Source organism: Streptomyces sp. NPDC029836 (assembly GCF_055574495.1).
The window spans coordinates 415,892-430,127 of sequence record NZ_JBVHZI010000005.1 but is presented as its reverse complement, the minus strand read 5'-3'; the positions used below and the strand labels follow the sequence as shown (position 1 = coordinate 430,127).

At 72.1% G+C, this 14,236-nt stretch carries 15 protein-coding genes; 6 read left to right on the top strand and 9 right to left on the bottom strand.

Annotation, left to right across the window (positions count from 1 at the left end):
• Position 1: 1 nt before the first annotated feature.
• Complete coding sequence (locus tag ACZ4XJ_RS18475) at positions 2-1,126, bottom strand: AAA family ATPase (protein ID WP_468496745.1); 1,125 nt, start codon at positions 1,124-1,126, stop codon at positions 2-4.
• Positions 1,127-1,265: 139 nt separating this feature from the next.
• A complete protein-coding gene (locus ACZ4XJ_RS18470; protein ID WP_468496744.1) occupies positions 1,266-3,383 on the bottom strand; it encodes a VMAP-C domain-containing protein in 2,118 nt (705 codons plus the stop codon).
• Positions 3,384-3,520: 137 nt separating this feature from the next.
• Between ACZ4XJ_RS18470 and ACZ4XJ_RS18465 the strand changes: the two genes are divergently transcribed.
• Positions 3,521-3,706 (top strand): DUF6104 family protein, encoded by a 186-nt coding sequence (locus ACZ4XJ_RS18465; protein ID WP_468496743.1) that lies wholly within the window; start codon positions 3,521-3,523, stop codon positions 3,704-3,706.
• A 188-nt stretch (positions 3,707-3,894) separates the two neighbouring features.
• Here ACZ4XJ_RS18465 and sodN read toward each other — a convergent pair whose 3' ends face one another.
• Positions 3,895-4,290 carry a superoxide dismutase, Ni gene (gene sodN, locus ACZ4XJ_RS18460; protein WP_030709803.1) on the bottom strand — a complete coding sequence of 132 codons (396 nt, stop codon included), beginning with the start codon at positions 4,288-4,290 and terminating at the stop codon, positions 3,895-3,897.
• 173 nt (positions 4,291-4,463) lie between these two features.
• Here sodN and sodX point away from each other — a divergent pair, with 173 nt between their 5' ends.
• Positions 4,464-4,883 carry a nickel-type superoxide dismutase maturation protease gene (gene sodX / locus ACZ4XJ_RS18455; protein WP_468496742.1) on the top strand — a complete coding sequence of 140 codons (420 nt, stop codon included), beginning with the start codon at positions 4,464-4,466 and terminating at the stop codon, positions 4,881-4,883.
• Here the strand turns inward: sodX and ACZ4XJ_RS18450 are convergent.
• The 4 genes from ACZ4XJ_RS18450 to ACZ4XJ_RS18435 all read right to left on the bottom strand — a co-directional run bounded on the left by ACZ4XJ_RS18450 (position 4,787) and on the right by ACZ4XJ_RS18435 (position 8,531).
• A complete protein-coding gene (locus tag ACZ4XJ_RS18450; protein WP_362880663.1) occupies positions 4,787-5,416 on the bottom strand; it encodes a CGNR zinc finger domain-containing protein in 630 nt (209 codons plus the stop codon). The genes sodX and ACZ4XJ_RS18450 overlap by 97 nt on opposite strands.
• Positions 5,417-5,830: 414 nt before the next feature.
• Complete coding sequence (locus ACZ4XJ_RS18445) at positions 5,831-6,583, bottom strand: amino acid ABC transporter ATP-binding protein (protein WP_362880734.1); 753 nt, start codon at positions 6,581-6,583, stop codon at positions 5,831-5,833.
• Positions 6,584-6,594: 11 nt separating this feature from the next.
• Entirely contained in the window at positions 6,595-7,545 is a 951-nt protein-coding gene (locus ACZ4XJ_RS18440) for an amino acid ABC transporter permease (RefSeq protein ID WP_388889162.1), read from the bottom strand.
• A 35-nt stretch (positions 7,546-7,580) separates the two neighbouring features.
• Complete coding sequence (locus ACZ4XJ_RS18435) at positions 7,581-8,531, bottom strand: ABC transporter substrate-binding protein (RefSeq protein WP_356875721.1); 951 nt, start codon at positions 8,529-8,531, stop codon at positions 7,581-7,583.
• A 524-nt stretch (positions 8,532-9,055) separates the two neighbouring features.
• Here ACZ4XJ_RS18435 and ACZ4XJ_RS18430 point away from each other — a divergent pair.
• From ACZ4XJ_RS18430 to ACZ4XJ_RS18415, 4 genes are all read left to right on the top strand, one after another.
• On the top strand, positions 9,056-10,258 hold the full coding sequence (locus ACZ4XJ_RS18430) for an NAD(P)-dependent malic enzyme (RefSeq protein ID WP_362880664.1): 1,203 nt from the start codon (positions 9,056-9,058) through the stop codon (positions 10,256-10,258).
• Between the two features lie 183 nt (positions 10,259-10,441).
• Positions 10,442-11,404, top strand: a complete 963-nt coding sequence (locus ACZ4XJ_RS18425; protein WP_362880665.1) for a zinc-binding dehydrogenase — start codon at positions 10,442-10,444, stop codon at positions 11,402-11,404.
• An 87-nt stretch (positions 11,405-11,491) separates the two neighbouring features.
• Positions 11,492-11,701, top strand: coding sequence for a helix-turn-helix domain-containing protein (locus ACZ4XJ_RS18420; protein ID WP_243336126.1), 210 nt, complete (start codon positions 11,492-11,494; stop codon positions 11,699-11,701).
• Positions 11,701-12,264 (top strand): Clp protease N-terminal domain-containing protein, encoded by a 564-nt coding sequence (locus ACZ4XJ_RS18415; RefSeq protein ID WP_362880666.1) that lies wholly within the window; start codon positions 11,701-11,703, stop codon positions 12,262-12,264. The genes ACZ4XJ_RS18420 and ACZ4XJ_RS18415 overlap by 1 nt, the downstream gene beginning before the upstream one ends.
• Before the next feature lie 24 nt (positions 12,265-12,288).
• On the opposite strand, the gene ACZ4XJ_RS18410 is transcribed toward ACZ4XJ_RS18415, so the two are convergent.
• Positions 12,289-13,218: a PadR family transcriptional regulator gene (locus tag ACZ4XJ_RS18410; protein WP_468496741.1), complete on the bottom strand. Its 930-nt coding sequence runs from the start codon at positions 13,216-13,218 to the stop codon at positions 12,289-12,291.
• 1 nt (position 13,219) lies between these two features.
• Positions 13,220-14,137 carry a DUF4097 family beta strand repeat-containing protein gene (locus ACZ4XJ_RS18405; protein WP_468496740.1) on the bottom strand — a complete coding sequence of 306 codons (918 nt, stop codon included), beginning with the start codon at positions 14,135-14,137 and terminating at the stop codon, positions 13,220-13,222.
• Positions 14,138-14,236 lie beyond the last annotated feature (99 nt).

The window sequence follows — 14,236 nt, the reverse complement described above, 5'->3', positions numbered from 1 at the left end:
CTCACCTCGGGCGATCGAGGCGCTGGATGAGCAGGTCGGCGAGGTCCTCCCGGGTGGGCGGGGCCGCGTAGTGGGTGAGGTAGATGGCGTTGAGCAGTTGGTCGGCGGCGACGAGTTCGGTCCGGGAGCGGCTGAGGAACTCGCGGATCAGTTCGGCGCCCAACTGCGCGGCCTCCTCCCCGAGGTGCGCCCTGACCATGGTGGCGAGGCGTTTCTCGCCGGGCTGGCCGAGCTTGAGCTGGATGCAGCGGCGCAGCAGCGCGGCGGGGAAGTCCCGTTCCCCGTTGCTGGTGAGGATGATGAACGGGAAGGCCCGGCAGCGCACGCGGCCGTTCGTCACGGTCACCCGGGCCCCGTCGTCGGTGAGCACCCGCACCTCGGGTTCGGTGTCGGCGACGCGTTCCAGTTCGGGGAGGGTGAACTCGCCTTCCTCCAGGACGTTCAGCAGGTCGTTCGGCAGGTCGATGTCGCTCTTGTCGAGCTCGTCGATGAGCAGCACGCGGGGTTTCTCGGTGGGCAGCAGGGCCGTTCCCAGCGGGCCGAGCCGGATGTACTTGCCGATCCCGTCGACCGAACCGGCCCCGACGACCGAAGCGCTTCCGTCGACCGAACCGCTCCCGGCGACCGAACCGGCCCCGCCGGCCCCTGCCCCCGCGTCGCCCCGGTCGCCCGGGCCGCCGCCGACGCCCGCGGCCCGCCCGGCGCCCGCGGCGAGTTGGACGTCCTGGAGCCGGGCGAGGGCGTCGTAGCGGTAGAGGCCCTCCTGGAGCACGGTCCGCGACACCACCGGCCAGCGCAGCACCCGGCCCAGTTTCAGCTCGTGCGCGACGGCGTGCGCCAGGGTGGACTTCCCGGTTCCGGGATAGCCGGTGACCAGCAGCGGACGGCGCAGGTAGAGGGCCGCGTTGACGGCTTCCAGTTCCTCCGGTTCGGGCCGGTGCAGTTCGGCGGACTGCCGGTGGGCGCCGAGCCGGCGGGCCACGTTGCCGTCCGGGGCGGCCGCCGCTCCGCAGGGCTCCACGACGGGGCCGCCGTCGAAGTCCCGCCAGGGCGGCGGGTCGGGCAACGCGTCGATCCCGTCGTGGGGTTCACCCACGCCCCGGTAGATGAGCCATTCGTCGTTCACGGCCGTCCCCTCCCTCGAAGCCCCACCGACACCGCACCAGGTGCGCGCCCCGTCCCCCGGGGCCCCGCGCACGCCGCGCCACGGGCGCGGCCCTTCCCCCGGTTCCTCCCGCGTCGCGCTCCGTCTCGTCGCGGCCGGCTCACAGGTCGCCCTGCAGGGGCTCGTCCGCGGGCAGCGCCCGGGCCGGGTCCTCCCAGACGAGCGCCGCGCCGGCCGCCCAGTACGCGTCCGGGTCGGCCCCGTGGGCCCGGGCCCGCAGGGTCTGGAGCCGTAGCGGGAGCACCGCGCCCCGGCCCGCGTCGACCAGTTCCTCGCGCAGCCCCCGGTGGAACGGCGCGCAGGAGGCCCCGGGGTCGCCGGGGGGCCGACGGCACACCGCCAGCCCGTAGCCCGCGTCCCGTACGAGGTGCAGCGCGCCCAGGGTCGGTTCGGTGCCGGGTGCCCGGCACAGCACCGGGACGGTGTTGTCCACCAGGGCGCGCAGCCACTCCGGGGACGGGCTGCGGGGGCGGCCCCGCGCGCAGTCGGCCCGCTGGTCCAGCACGGGGCCCGTCTGGACCCGCGCCCAGCGCCGCTCGGCGGCGTCGGCCCCGACGGCCCCGCCGCCGTCCGGGCCGTCGTCCGGTCCGGCCGGGTGGCGGAGCACGACCGGGCGTTGCACGCCGACGGGGACGCCGCCCGACAGCGTCCACTGGTCCACGGGCAGTCCGAACAGCTCGGGCTCCACCGCCACTTCCAGCAGGGCGGGGGCCTCGTGCGTGTCGCAGCGCCGGAACCCTTCGGCGAGCGGAGCCCGCAGCGCGTCGGGGAGTCCGGCGGGGGTGGTCCGTACGCCGGTGGCCACCGGGGTGACGCGGCCGGGTCGCGCCGGGCCGGCCAGCACCGAGACCCGCCAGTCGTAGACGTCCTCCCAGCCGTGGGCCCACACCTCCAGCAGCACCGAGGGTCCCGCGGGCAGGCCGCCGCGCCTCCGGGCGGGGCCGTGGACGGCTTGGCCGGCGCGGGCCCGGCGGCGGCGTTCGCGGGCGGCCAGGCCGTGCTCGTGGCGTTCCCCCAGCTCGCGGCGCAGCGGGCGCCAGAGCCGCTCGGCGGTGACCCGTACCCAGTCCCAGAGTTCCTCGTCGGCGCCCGGGGAGGGCGGCTCGCGGTGGTCGGCGACGCTCACGTCCGTCGCGTAGCGGAGCATCGCCGCGGCCTCGCCGCCGGGGCCGGGCGGGTCGTGCAGCAGGCCGAGTCCGTCGCGCCAGCTGAGCGGGGCCGGCAGTCCCGTGTCGGGTTCCTCGCCACGGGCCTGCTCGGCGAGTTCCCGGACGGCCTCCGAGGAGCCGGGCGGCGGGAGTTCGGCGAGGAGCCCGCACAGGGTGGTGCGTTCGCCCGGGGTCAGCCGGCCGCGGCCGCCGCGGCGGTCCGCCGCGGCGTCGGGGTCGGGGAGTTCGTCGTGGACGTCGGTCCAGGTGCGGCGGCTGTCGAGATCGCTGAGGTGGCGGTCGTAGTGGTACAGGTCGTGGGCCTGCATGATCCGGCGGTACAGGCCGGTCTGCCCGTTCGCCGGCATCGGCAGGGTGCGTAACTGGGAGACGGAGACGGCCAGTCCGCCCCCGCCGGCGGACCGCCGGGCCTTGACGACGCCGACGACCTCCCCGCGGGTGAGGTCGACGACGGGCCCGCCGGACATGCCGGCCTCGATCTCGTCGTCGTCGCCGAGGCGGATCGCGGCGCCGTTCCCGGCGGTGCCGCGCAGCCGGGTGGTGCGGCCGGTGATCTCGCGGATGCCGAGTTCCTCGGTGCAGCCGAAGTAGGCGGCCTCGTCGAGCCGGGGGCCGGCCCGGTCGGTCAGCCAGACGCAGGCGTGCGAGACGGGCGAGAGCACCCGGACCAGGGCCAGGTCGGGCAGGTCCCACAGGGCCCGCCGCCCGGGCCGGTGTTCCTCCAGCCGTTCCGGCAGGACGCGTTCCACCCGGCCGGTGACCGTGCCCGTGGTCCCGGCGGCTCCGGCGGACGCCCCGGAGAAGAAGGTGAGGCCGACCTCACGCCCGGCCAGACGCACCGCAGCACCCCCTTCGCCGACCACGTGCGCGCACGTCAGGACCCAGCCGGGGGCGATGAAGAACCCGCTGCCCCAGGTGGGTCCCGTCCCGTCGTTGCCGGGGTTGTCATACCCGCCCGGGGGCGCGTGAACGCGTACCGTGGCCGCCCGGACGAGGGGCTCCAGGAGCTCGAAGGCGCGCGCGGAGCCGGCCGTGCGCCCATCCGGCATCCGCAGACCCCCGCTCCCCGCTCACCCCACCGAGAACGTCCAGGCTAGCCCCGGGGCGCGGGACGGCGGGAGGTCTCGCCGTAAGGCGGATTATCCTGGCGGGAAACACCCCATCCCGACACGGCACGGAGCCCGACTTGTACTTCACCGATCGCGGCATCGAGGAGCTGGAGAAGCGGCGCGGCGCGGAGGAGGTCACCTTCGAGTGGCTCGCCGAGCAGCTGCGCACCTTCGTCGACCTCAACCCGGACTTCGAGGTCCCGGTGGAACGACTGGCCACGTGGCTGGCCCGGCTCGACGATGAGGACGAGGACGAGGAGTAACCACCCGCCGACCCGGCGGCCGCGGGGACGGGACCGCGCGCGCACCCCCGCGCACCTCGTACGCACTCCCCCGCGCACCTCCCGCGCGCCCCTTGCGGGGAACGCGCCGACGGCCCGACCGCGTGATGCGGTCGGGCCGTCGCCGTTCGCGCCGCCGGGGCGGCGCGGGGATGCGGGGGCGCCTTGGATCAGGCGGCCTTGGTCTCCCAGAAGATGCGGTCGATCTCGGCGATGAGCTCCAGCGCCTTGGCGCCGGTCGCCGGGTCGTTCGACGCCTTGGCGGCCGAGAGGGCCTTCAGGGTGTCGTTGACCAGGGTGTGGAGCTGGGGGTACTTCTCGAAGTGCGGGGGCTTGAAGTAGTCGCTCCACAGCACCGAGACGTGGTGCTTCGCGAGCTCGGCGCGCTGCTCCTTGATGGTGATGGCGCGCGCGCGGAAGTCGGCGTCGTCGTTGGCCTGGTACTTCTCCTGGACGGCCTTGACGGACTCGGCCTCGATACGGGCCTGGGCCGGGTCGTACACGCCGCAGGGCAGGTCACAGTGGGCGGAGACCTTCGCCTTGGGGGCGAAGAGGCGGGAAAGCATGGAGTTTGTCCTCCTCGTGATCGTCTTCTCAAGAGGGGAGGTTACTCGCTGACAAACCGGAATTCGCGGTCGGCCCCATGGGCTTAGGACAAAAGTCCAGGGTCGTACGAGGAGTGGTGAGCGAACGTACGGGGCCGTGCGGCACCATGCGGGCAGGGAAGAGGAGGGCTCGGATGGTGGAGAACAGGCGCTCGCGGGCGCGTTTCGAGGTGGTGGAGGTGACGGGCCCGTCGATGGTGCCGACCCTCGCGCACGGGGACCGGCTGGTGGTGCGGTACGGGGCGCAGGTCCGGCCGGGTGACGTGGTCGTGTTCCGGCATCCGCTGCAACAGGACCTGCTGGTGGTCAAGCGTGCGGCCGAGCGCCGCCCGGGCGGTTGGTGGATGCTCGGCGACAACCCGTTCAACGAGTCCGGGGACAGCACCGACTACGGGGCCGTCCCGGAGGAGCTGGTGCTGGCGACGGCCGTGCTGCGGCTGCGGCCCCGCGCGAGGGATCAGCGGTCGCTGAGGGCCCGGCTGTCCTGGGCGGCGTCGGCGCTGCGCGTGCTGCGGGCGGACTCCTCGGCCTCCAGTCGCTTGCGGGCGCGGTAGGCGGCGACGTTGGCGCGGGTGGCGCAGCGGTCGGAGCAGTAGCGCCGGGAGCGGTTGGTGGAGGTGTCGAGGTAGGCGTTGCGGCAGGGCGGGGCCTGACACAGGCCGAGGCGGTCGGGGCCGTGCTCGGTGAGGTGGAAGGCCAGGCCCATGGAGGCGATGGCGGCGTAGCCGGCGGAGGCGTTCGACGGGTGGTCGGCGAGGTGGATGTGCCAGTCGGGGCGTCCGTCGGGGCCGACGAGCTCGTGGCCGGAGACCTGCGGGCTGACGGGGAACTCCATCAGCAGCGAGTTGAGGAGGTCCACGGCGAGGACGTGGTCCCCGCCGTCGGCGGCCTCGAAGACGGACCGCAGCCGGCCGCGGACGTTGCGGAACCGGGTGACGTCGGTGTCGGTGACCCGGCGGGCCATCTGCACGCCGGTCCCGAAGAGGGCGCGGACGTCGTCCACCGAGAGGAGCGAGTCCTTGTTGCGGGCCGGCTCCTCGGTGTTGACCAGGCGCACGGCATAGTCCGAGTAATGGGCCAGTTCCACTTGTCGTCCTTATGGCTGCGGTGTCGGGTGATCGCGGGCTGCGGTAACGGCTGATATGTCTTCGAGGGTATTACGTGTGCGGGGTTTGCCAATGCCGCGCGCCGCGAACGGCTCGATCGGCACGGGGACCGGATCGCGCACGGTACGGGAAGTATCACGGCCCCGCCGCCCCACCGGTTCCCCCGGACCCCGAGCGGGGGCCGAATCCCGATCCCGCGCACGCCGACGTCCGCCCGGGCCCGGCGGCCCCGTCGGCATCACCGGCAGCCCCGGCAGCACCGGTCCTAGGTCCGCAGGAGGAACTTCGACCGGGGCGGCGCCCGCGCTGCCCCGCGCACGCCGCAGGGGCGGTACGGGAGATCCGTACCGCCCCTGTGACGTGGCGTGATGTGCGCGCGTGGCGCGCGGTACCGCTTACAGCACCTTGGACAGGAACGCCTTCGTCCGGTCGTGCTGCGGGTTGCCCAGGACGTCGCGCGGGTTGCCGGACTCGACGACCACACCGCCGTCCATGAAGACGAGGTTGTCGCCGACCTCGCGGGCGAAGCCCATCTCGTGGGTCACCACGATCATGGTCATGCCCGATTCGGCCAGGTCCCGCATGACGTCGAGGACGTCACCGACGAGCTCCGGGTCGAGCGCCGAGGTGGGCTCGTCGAAGAGCATCAGCTTCGGCTCCATGGCCAGCGCGCGGGCGATCGCCACGCGCTGCTGCTGGCCGCCGGAGAGCTGGGTGGGGTAGTTCCCGCCCTTGTCGCCGAGGCCGACGCGGTCCAGGAGCTTGACCGCGCGGGCGCGGGCCACCGCCTTGGACTCGCCCTTGACCATGACCGGGGCTTCCATGACGTTCTCGATGGCCGTCATGTGCGGGAAGAGGTTGAAGCGCTGGAAGACCATGCCGATGTCCCGGCGCTGGGCCGCGACCTCGCTGTCCTTCAGTTCGTAGAGCTTGTCGCCCTTCTGCCTGTACCCCACCAGCTGCCCGTCGACCGAGAGCCGGCCGGCGTTGACGCGCTCCAGGTGGTTGATGCACCGCAGGAACGTCGACTTGCCGGAGCCGGACGGACCGACCAGGCAGAAGACCTCCCGGGGCGCGACCTCCAGGTCGATGCCGCGGAGGATGTGGGCGGCGCCGTACGACTTGTGGACGCCTTCTGCCTTGACCATCGGCTGGGCGGTCACTTCGCCACCTCCGTACGGCGGAACATGTTCAGGTTGGCCTTCAGCCGCTCGAACGGCGTGGGCGGCAGGCTGCGCAGCGAACCGCGGGCGTAGCGCCGCTCCAGGTAGTACTGCCCCACGCTGAAGACGCTGGTCAGGGCGAGGTACCAGATGGAGGCGACGAAGTACATCTCGATGACCGCGCCGGCCGTGCTGCCGATGTTGGAGCTGGCCCGCAGGAGTTCGGTGTACTGCACCGCCGAGACCAGGGACGAGGTCTTCAGCATGTTGATGAACTCGTTGCCGGTCGGCGGGATGATCACGCGCATCGCCTGGGGCAGCACGACGCGGCGCATGGTCTGCGTCCGGGTCATGCCGAGGGCGTGCGAGGCCTCGCTCTGGCCCTCGTCGACGGACTGGATGCCCGCACGGACGATCTCCGCCATGTAGGCGCCCTCGTTCAGGCCGAGGCCCAGCAGGGCGACCATGAACGGCGTCATGACGTCGACGGTCTCGTTCTTGTAGATCGGACCGAGGTTGATGTACTGGAAGATCAGCGGGAGGCTGAACCACACGAGGAGCTGTACGTAGACCGGGGTGCCGCGGAAGAACCAGATGTAGAGCCAGGACACGAAGCTCGTGACCGGGTTGTTCGAGAGCCGCATCACCGCGAACAGGATGCCGAGCACGAGGCCCAGCGCCATGGCGGAGATGCTGATGATGATGGTGTTGCCGAGACCGGCCAGCACCGCCGGGTCGAACAGCTTGTCGCCGACCGTCGCCCAGATGATCTTGCCCTGGGAGAAGGCGTAGACGAGCCAGGCGAGCAGGACCGCCACGACCACGGCGCTGATCCAGCGGCCGTAGTGGCGGACGGGGATGGCCTTGATGGCCTCGTAGGTGGTGCCCGAGGCGCCGGGTCCGGCCGGCGGGGTCGCGGCCGGACCCTTGTCGATCTTGTCAGTCACAATGACTGCCCTTCAGTGGTGCGCTCGCTCGGGAGTCACTTGCCTGCGTTGATCGTGGCGGACGGCACGGCGCTGTCCTTCACGTTCCACTTCTCCAGGACCTTGGCGTAGGAGCCGTCCTTGATGATGGCGTCGAGCGCTTCCTTGATGGCGTCGCGGAGCTGGGTGTTCTCCTTGGAGACCGCGATGCCGAAGAGGCCGACGTCGGCCTGCTGGCCGGCGACCTCGAAGTCGTTGCCGCCGCCCGAGGTCTTCGCGGTGTACGCGGTGACCGGGAAGTCGTTCAGGTCGGCCACGGCGCCGCCGGCCTTGACGCGGGTCTGCGCCTCGGCGTCGGTGTCGAAGGCCTCGATGGTGAGCTTCTTGTCGCCGCACTTCTCGGCCTGCGCCTTGAAGGTGTCCTCGTACGTGGTGCCGCGCTGGACGGCGACCGTCTTGCCGCAGAGGTCGTCGAGCGACTTGATGTTGTCCGGGTTGCCCTTCTTGACCAGCAGCGAGACGCCGGAGGAGAAGTAGTCGACGAAGTCGACGCCCTTACCGATCTTGGCGCCCTTGTCATCCAGGCCCTCCTGACGCTTCTTGTTGTCGGTGATCGACGACATGGCGACGTCCTGACGGCCCGTCTCCAGCGAGGTGATCAGACCGTCGAAGGTGCCGGAGGTGAACTGGAACTTCACACCGAGCTGCTTGCCCAGCGCATCGGCGATGTCGGGGTCGACACCGACGATCTTGCCGCCGTCGACGAACTCCATCGGGGCGTAGGCGGTGTCGGAACCGACCTTGACGACACCGGCGTCCTGGATCTTCTTCGGCAGCTTCGAGAACAGCGGGGCGCTGTTGTCGGTCTTGGCCGAGGGGGTGGAGGAGCCAGAGTCGGTCTGGTCGCCACAGCCCGTGAGGATCAGGGCACCGGTGACCGCGATCGCGCCGACCGCGGCGATCCGGGACCGGGCGGCGGTCGTACGTCGGGTGGTGCTTGCGGTCATGAGCTGGTTCCTCCGGCAGGTGGAAAAGCATCCGAGAACGGTCGGGGCACGCACCATCGAGTGTCGCGACCTTGTGTGATTACGGCATCTTGCCATTCGGACTGACGCATTCAGGCTGCCCATAAGGTCAAAATCAGATAACGGGCGACCCCGACTCCCCAACAGGACTGCGGACAACGGCCGTCGCGACCGCACAAAAGCCTGTGACCTGCCAGTTTCACCTCAGTTTTTGCGGCGCGTCTCGGTTGCTGGACATCGAGGTTTGGACTTTTAGCCAAAACCGGGACAAGGGGCCTACGATCGTGCGGGAATCGACTCGTCCGGCCGAGCGTTCTTCGGGTAGAACAGATCCTTACACCCCTCATCCGGGGCTCAGGGCGCGCGTGCGGCGCGCCCGCGCGTACGAACCTCCCCTCCGCGGAGACGGTCAACCGTCGCCGCGGAGTACGGACGCGGTGCCCGCCCACCCCTTAACCAGGAGTGGCCACCCTCAACGATTCAAAGGACTTAAGGGGTCACACACAGTGGCAGCGGAGATCGTCAACCCTCGCAGTGACAGTGCGACGGACAACAACCCCGACGCGGTGTTCGCACTGCACCGGGGCGGCAAGATGGCCATTCAGGCCACCGTGCCCGTCCTCAACAAGGACGACCTGTCCCTCGCGTACACCCCCGGCGTGGCGAAGGTGTGCACCGCCATCGCCGAGCAGCCGGACCTCGTCAACGAGTACACCTGGAAGTCCAACGTGGTCGCCGTCGTCACCGACGGTACGGCCGTGCTCGGACTCGGTGACATCGGCCCGGAAGCCTCCCTCCCCGTGATGGAGGGCAAGGCCATCCTCTTCAAGCAGTTCGGTGGTGTGGACGCGGTTCCGATCGCGCTCGCCACCAAGGACACGGACGAGATCATCGAGACGGTCATCCGTCTCGCCCCGTCCTTCGGCGGGGTGAACCTGGAGGACATCTCCGCTCCCCGCTGCTTCGAGATCGAGCGGCGCCTCCAGGAGGCGCTGGACATCCCGATCTTCCACGACGACCAGCACGGCACGGCCATCGTGACGCTGGCCGCCCTGCGCAACGCCGCCAAGCTCACCGGCCGCACCCTCGGCGACCTGCGGGCCGTCATCTCGGGCGCGGGCGCGGCGGGCATCGCCATCGCCAAGATCCTGGTGGACGCGGGCATCGGCGACGTCTGCGTCACCGACCGCAAGGGCGTCGTCTCGGCGGACCGCTCGGACCTGACGGACGTCAAGGCCGAGATCGCGGGCCTGACGAACAGGACGGGTCGGACCGGCACGCTGGAGCAGGCCCTGGCCGGCGCGGACGTCTTCATCGGCGTCTCCGGCGGCACGGTGCCGGAGGAGGCTGTGGCCTCGATGGCGAAGGACGCGTTCGTCTTCGCCATGGCCAACCCGAACCCGGAGGTCCACCCGGACGTCGCGCACAAGTACGCGGCGGTCGTGGCGACGGGCCGTTCGGACTTCCCGAACCAGATCAACAACGTGCTGGCCTTCCCGGGCATCTTCGCGGGCGCCCTCAAGGTCCGCGCGACCCGGATCACCGAAGGCATGAAGATCGCCGCCGCCGACGCCATCGCCGGCGTCGTGGGTGACGAGCTCGCCGCCGACTACGTGATTCCCTCCCCGTTCGACGCGCGCGTCGCCGAGGCCGTCTCGGCCGCGGTCGCCGCCGCGGCGAAGGCCGACGGAGTGGCGCGCCTCGGCTGATCGGCGCGGTGCACAGCTGTACGGGTGGGGCCCGGCCGGAACGTTCCGGCCGGGCCCCACCCTTTTCGACCCCCCGGAGCGGGCGACTCCGTACGGCCCCGCCCCGGTCGGTGCGACGAAGGCCTCACGACCCGGCCGCGACAGCTCTGGAATCCCGACCCTACCGAGCGGTAGCGTCGCGGCATGTTCGCTGCCTACGCCGCCCGAATCGACCGTGACCAGCCGCTGAGCGGCCTCGTACTGGGCGAACGCCCGGCTCCCGAGGCCCGCCCGGGCTGGGTGACCGTCAACGTCCGCGCCGCCTCCCTCAACCACCACGACCTGTGGTCGCTGCGCGGGGTGGGGCTCTCCGGGGACAAGCTCCCGATGATCCTCGGCTGCGACGCGGCCGGGACCGACCAGGACGGCAACGAGGTCGTCCTGCACTCCGTGATCGGCCAGAGCGGCCACGGAGTGGGCCCGGACGAGCCGCGCACGATCCTGACCGAGCACTACCAGGGCACCTTCGCCGAGCAGGTGACCGTCCCCGCCTGGAACGTCCTGCGCAAGCCCGCCGAGCTGTCCTTCGCGGAGGCCGCCTGCCTGCCCACGGCCTGGCTGACGGCCTACCGGATGCTCTTCACCAACGCCGGGGTCCGCCCCGGCGACTCCGTACTCGTCCAGGGCGCGGGCGGCGGGGTCGCCACCGCCGCGATCGTGCTGGGCCGGGCGGCCGGCCTGCGGGTCTTCGCGACCAGCCGGGACGCCGCCAAGCGCCGGCGGGCCGTGGAGCTGGGCGCGGCGGAGGCTTTCGAGCCCGGCGCGCGGCTCCCGCAGCGGGTGGACGCGGTCATCGAGACCGTGGGCGCCGCCACCTGGTCGCACTCGATCAAGTGCCTGCGGCCGGGCGGAACCCTGGTCATCTCCGGCGCCACCAGCGGCGACCGGCCCGCGAACGCCGAGCTGACGCGCATCTTCTTCCTGGAGCTGAAGGTCGTCGGCTCGACCATGGGCACCAAGGACGAGTTGGAGGACCTGCTGTCCTTCTGCGCCGCCACCGGGGTGCGGCCCGTCATCGACGAGGTGCTGCCCCTGGACCGGGCGCGCGAGGGCTTCGAGAAGCTGGAGTCGGGCGACCTGTTCGGGAAGGTCGTGCTCACGGTCTGATTCCTCCCGGGCCGCCCCACCCCGCACCCACCCGCCGTCCGTCAATGTGGGTTGACAACCCTCCCTTGTCAACCTACATTGACAGGCATGACGGAAGCCACCGATCTCGCCGAACGAGCCGGAGACCGGGACCCCCGTGTGGGCCTGCGTGCCGTGGCCGCCCTGCGCCGCCTGCTGGAGCAGTTGGAGGCCGTACAGGTACGCGGTGCCCGCGCGCAGGGCTGGTCCTGGCAGGAGATCGCGGCCGAGCTGGGCGTCAGCCGGCAGGCCGTGCACAAGAAACACGGGAGGCTGTGATGTTCGAACGCTTCACCCGGGACGCCCGCGACGCGGTGTCCGGAGCGGTGACCGAGGCCCGGCACGCGGGCGCGTCCACCGTGGCCGAGGAGCACCTGTTGCTCTCGCTGCTGACCCTGGGCGCCCTGGATCCGCTGGGGGTGGACCGCGCGTCGGTGGCGGCGGCCCTGGCCGACGTCCGGCGGCGCGGGGGCATGTCCCGGGCCGACGAGGAGGCCCTGGCCGGGTTGGGCATCGACCTCGGGGAGATCGTCGCCCGGTTCGAGGAGACCCACGGCACGGGCGCCCTGTCCTCACCGGCCCCGCGCCGGCGGACCCTGGGGTCCTCGCTGCGCTCCGCGCTCGGGCGCCCCGACGACCCCGAGCGGCGCCACGTCCCCTTCACCGGGGGCGCCAAGAAGGCGCTGGAGCAGTCGCTGCGGATCGCCCTGGGCCGCAAGGACCGTCACATCGGCACCCTGCACCTGCTGTTGGCCCTGCTCTCACGACCCGGCACGGTCGCCGAGGTCCTCGCGGACCACGGCGTCACGTACGCGACGGCGGAGCGGGGCCTGGCCGCCTGACCGGCGCCCGCCCGCCGGCGGGGCCTACGCCCCCGGGCGCAGCCCCGCCGCGATGCGGCCGGCGGCCGCCGCGAGGTGGGCGCGGGCCTCGGCCAGCTGGGCCGGGGTCACGCCGTGATCCCGGGCCGCGTCGCGCACGTCGTCGCGGAAGCGGTCCAGCAGCCGGTCCAGGTCCCGCGCCGGGTCGGAGCCGGCCGTCAGGTCCTCGGCCCACCCGTGGTCGGGGGTCGTCGCCCCGGCGGCCCGGTCCGCGCCGGCGGCTCCCGTACCGCCGTCGGCGGCCCCGTGACCACCGTTGCCACCGCCGCCCAGCCAGGCTCCGGCCAGGTTGCCCAGGACCCCGCCCGGCTTCATGAACTGCTCCTGGAGCTGCGCCGCGATCCGCTGGACCTCCTCGCGGGCCCGCTCCTGCGCCTCCTTGGCCTGGCGGCGGGCCTGCTGGGCCTCTTCGCGGGCCCGGCGGCTCTCGTCCTTCGCCCGGCGGGCCTGCTCCTTCCACTCGGCCTTGGCCTTGCGGAGCTCCTCCTTGGCCGCCTTCCAGGACTCGTCCTCGACGTGGGTCGCCGTCGCGGAAGCCGCGGCCGCCGCCCGCATCTCGCGGCGCAGGTCACCGGCGGCCCCCCGGACGTCGTCGCGGATCTCGGCGGCGAGCTCGGACACGGAGTCGCGGATCTCCAGCTCCAGGTCGGCCAGTTCGCCGCCCCGGTCGGCGAGTTCGGCGCGGCCCGCCTCGGTGATCGAGTACACCTTGCGCCCGCCCTCGGTCGCGTGGGTGACGAGCCCCTCGGCCTCCAGCTTGGCCAGCCGCGGGTACACGGTGCCGGCGGACGGCGCGTACAGGCCCTGGAAGCGTTCCTCCAGCAGCCGGATCACCTCGTACCCGTGGCGCGGGGCCTCGTCGAGCAACTTGAGGAGGTAGAGGCGGAGGCGGCCGTGGGCGAAGACGGGCGGCATGTCAGAGCACCTTCTTGTCGAGCTGGAGGGGGGCGTCGGCCTCGGCCGGCGGGCGGCGCAGGAGCGCGATGGCACCGGAGACCGTGGTGGCCCGCAGGGTGCCCGCGCCCGTGCCCAGGGTGCCGGTGATGCGCTTGGCGCCGAGCTGACCGGAGACCCGGAGGTCCTCGAAGGCGTTGGAGACGCCGCCGGTGGCGGTGTTGGCCTCCACCTTGGCGTCGGCGGGGTGCGGGAGGCGGATGGCGACCTCGCCGGAGACCGAGTTCAGGAAGATCTCCACCGGCTTCGGCGCGGCCGTGTCCGGGGCCAGGTCGATGAGCATGTCCCCGCTGACCGAGTCGGCCCGTACGCTGCCGCCGCAGCCGTCGACCACCGTCAGCCCGCCGGAGACCGAGTGGAAGCCGAGGTCACCGGTGACGGACTGCGCCTCGACGCTGCCCGAGACCGTGTGCGCCTTGACCCGCCCGGAGAGCCCGACGAGCGTCGTGTCGCCCAAGACCCCGTTGACGTCGACCGGACCGGCGATGCCGGAGACGAAGGTCGCGGCGCTGACGGCGGCCACCTGGACGCGGGTGCCGGCGGGCACGGCGACGGTGACGGAGACGCTGCGCTCCCAGGCCTTGCGCCCGTCCTCGGAGGAACCGGACCAGGCCTTCCACGGCTTGCCCTCGAACCACTTCTTGAGGCCCTGCGAGCCGTTCCAGGGGAGGTCCTCGTAGGACAGGGTGAGCGTGCCGCCCTCCTGCACCACGTGCAGCGGCGGGCCCTCGACCTCGGCCACCTCCAGCCGGGCGGAACCCTCGTCCGCGGCGACCACGTTGACCGTGCCGCCGACGACGCGGACCCGCAGCTCCGTCACCGGCTGCTCGAAGGCCAGCTTCTGGGGCGCGGCGACGGACCACGTCATCTGCTCTGTCATGGTGCTGCTCCTCCTCGTGGACGGCACGCAACATATCGCGTCTCCTAGGACACGATATATCGCGGCTCGGGGAAGTCAAGCAGCATGTCGCGATACAAC

Bases quoted from the DNA above. Each gene is read 5' to 3' on its own strand.
- sodN (WP_030709803.1), bottom strand. From the start codon at position 4,290: ATGCTTTCCCGCCTCTTCGCCCCCAAGGCGAAGGTCTCCGCCCACTGT.
- ACZ4XJ_RS18420 (WP_243336126.1), top strand. From the start codon at position 11,492: ATGACGGAAGCCACCGATCTCGCCGAACGAGCCGGAGACCGGGACCCC.
- ACZ4XJ_RS18410 (WP_468496741.1), bottom strand. From the start codon at position 13,218: ATGCCGCCCGTCTTCGCCCACGGCCGCCTCCGCCTCTACCTCCTCAAG.
- ACZ4XJ_RS18425 (WP_362880665.1), top strand. From the start codon at position 10,442: ATGTTCGCTGCCTACGCCGCCCGAATCGACCGTGACCAGCCGCTGAGC.
- ACZ4XJ_RS18405 (WP_468496740.1), bottom strand. From the start codon at position 14,137: ATGACAGAGCAGATGACGTGGTCCGTCGCCGCGCCCCAGAAGCTGGCC.
- ACZ4XJ_RS18445 (WP_362880734.1), bottom strand. From the start codon at position 6,583: ATGGTCAAGGCAGAAGGCGTCCACAAGTCGTACGGCGCCGCCCACATC.
- ACZ4XJ_RS18435 (WP_356875721.1), bottom strand. From the start codon at position 8,531: ATGACCGCAAGCACCACCCGACGTACGACCGCCGCCCGGTCCCGGATC.
- ACZ4XJ_RS18470 (WP_468496744.1), bottom strand. From the start codon at position 3,383: ATGCCGGATGGGCGCACGGCCGGCTCCGCGCGCGCCTTCGAGCTCCTG.
- sodX (WP_468496742.1), top strand. From the start codon at position 4,464: ATGGTGGAGAACAGGCGCTCGCGGGCGCGTTTCGAGGTGGTGGAGGTG.
- ACZ4XJ_RS18415 (WP_362880666.1), top strand. From the start codon at position 11,701: ATGTTCGAACGCTTCACCCGGGACGCCCGCGACGCGGTGTCCGGAGCG.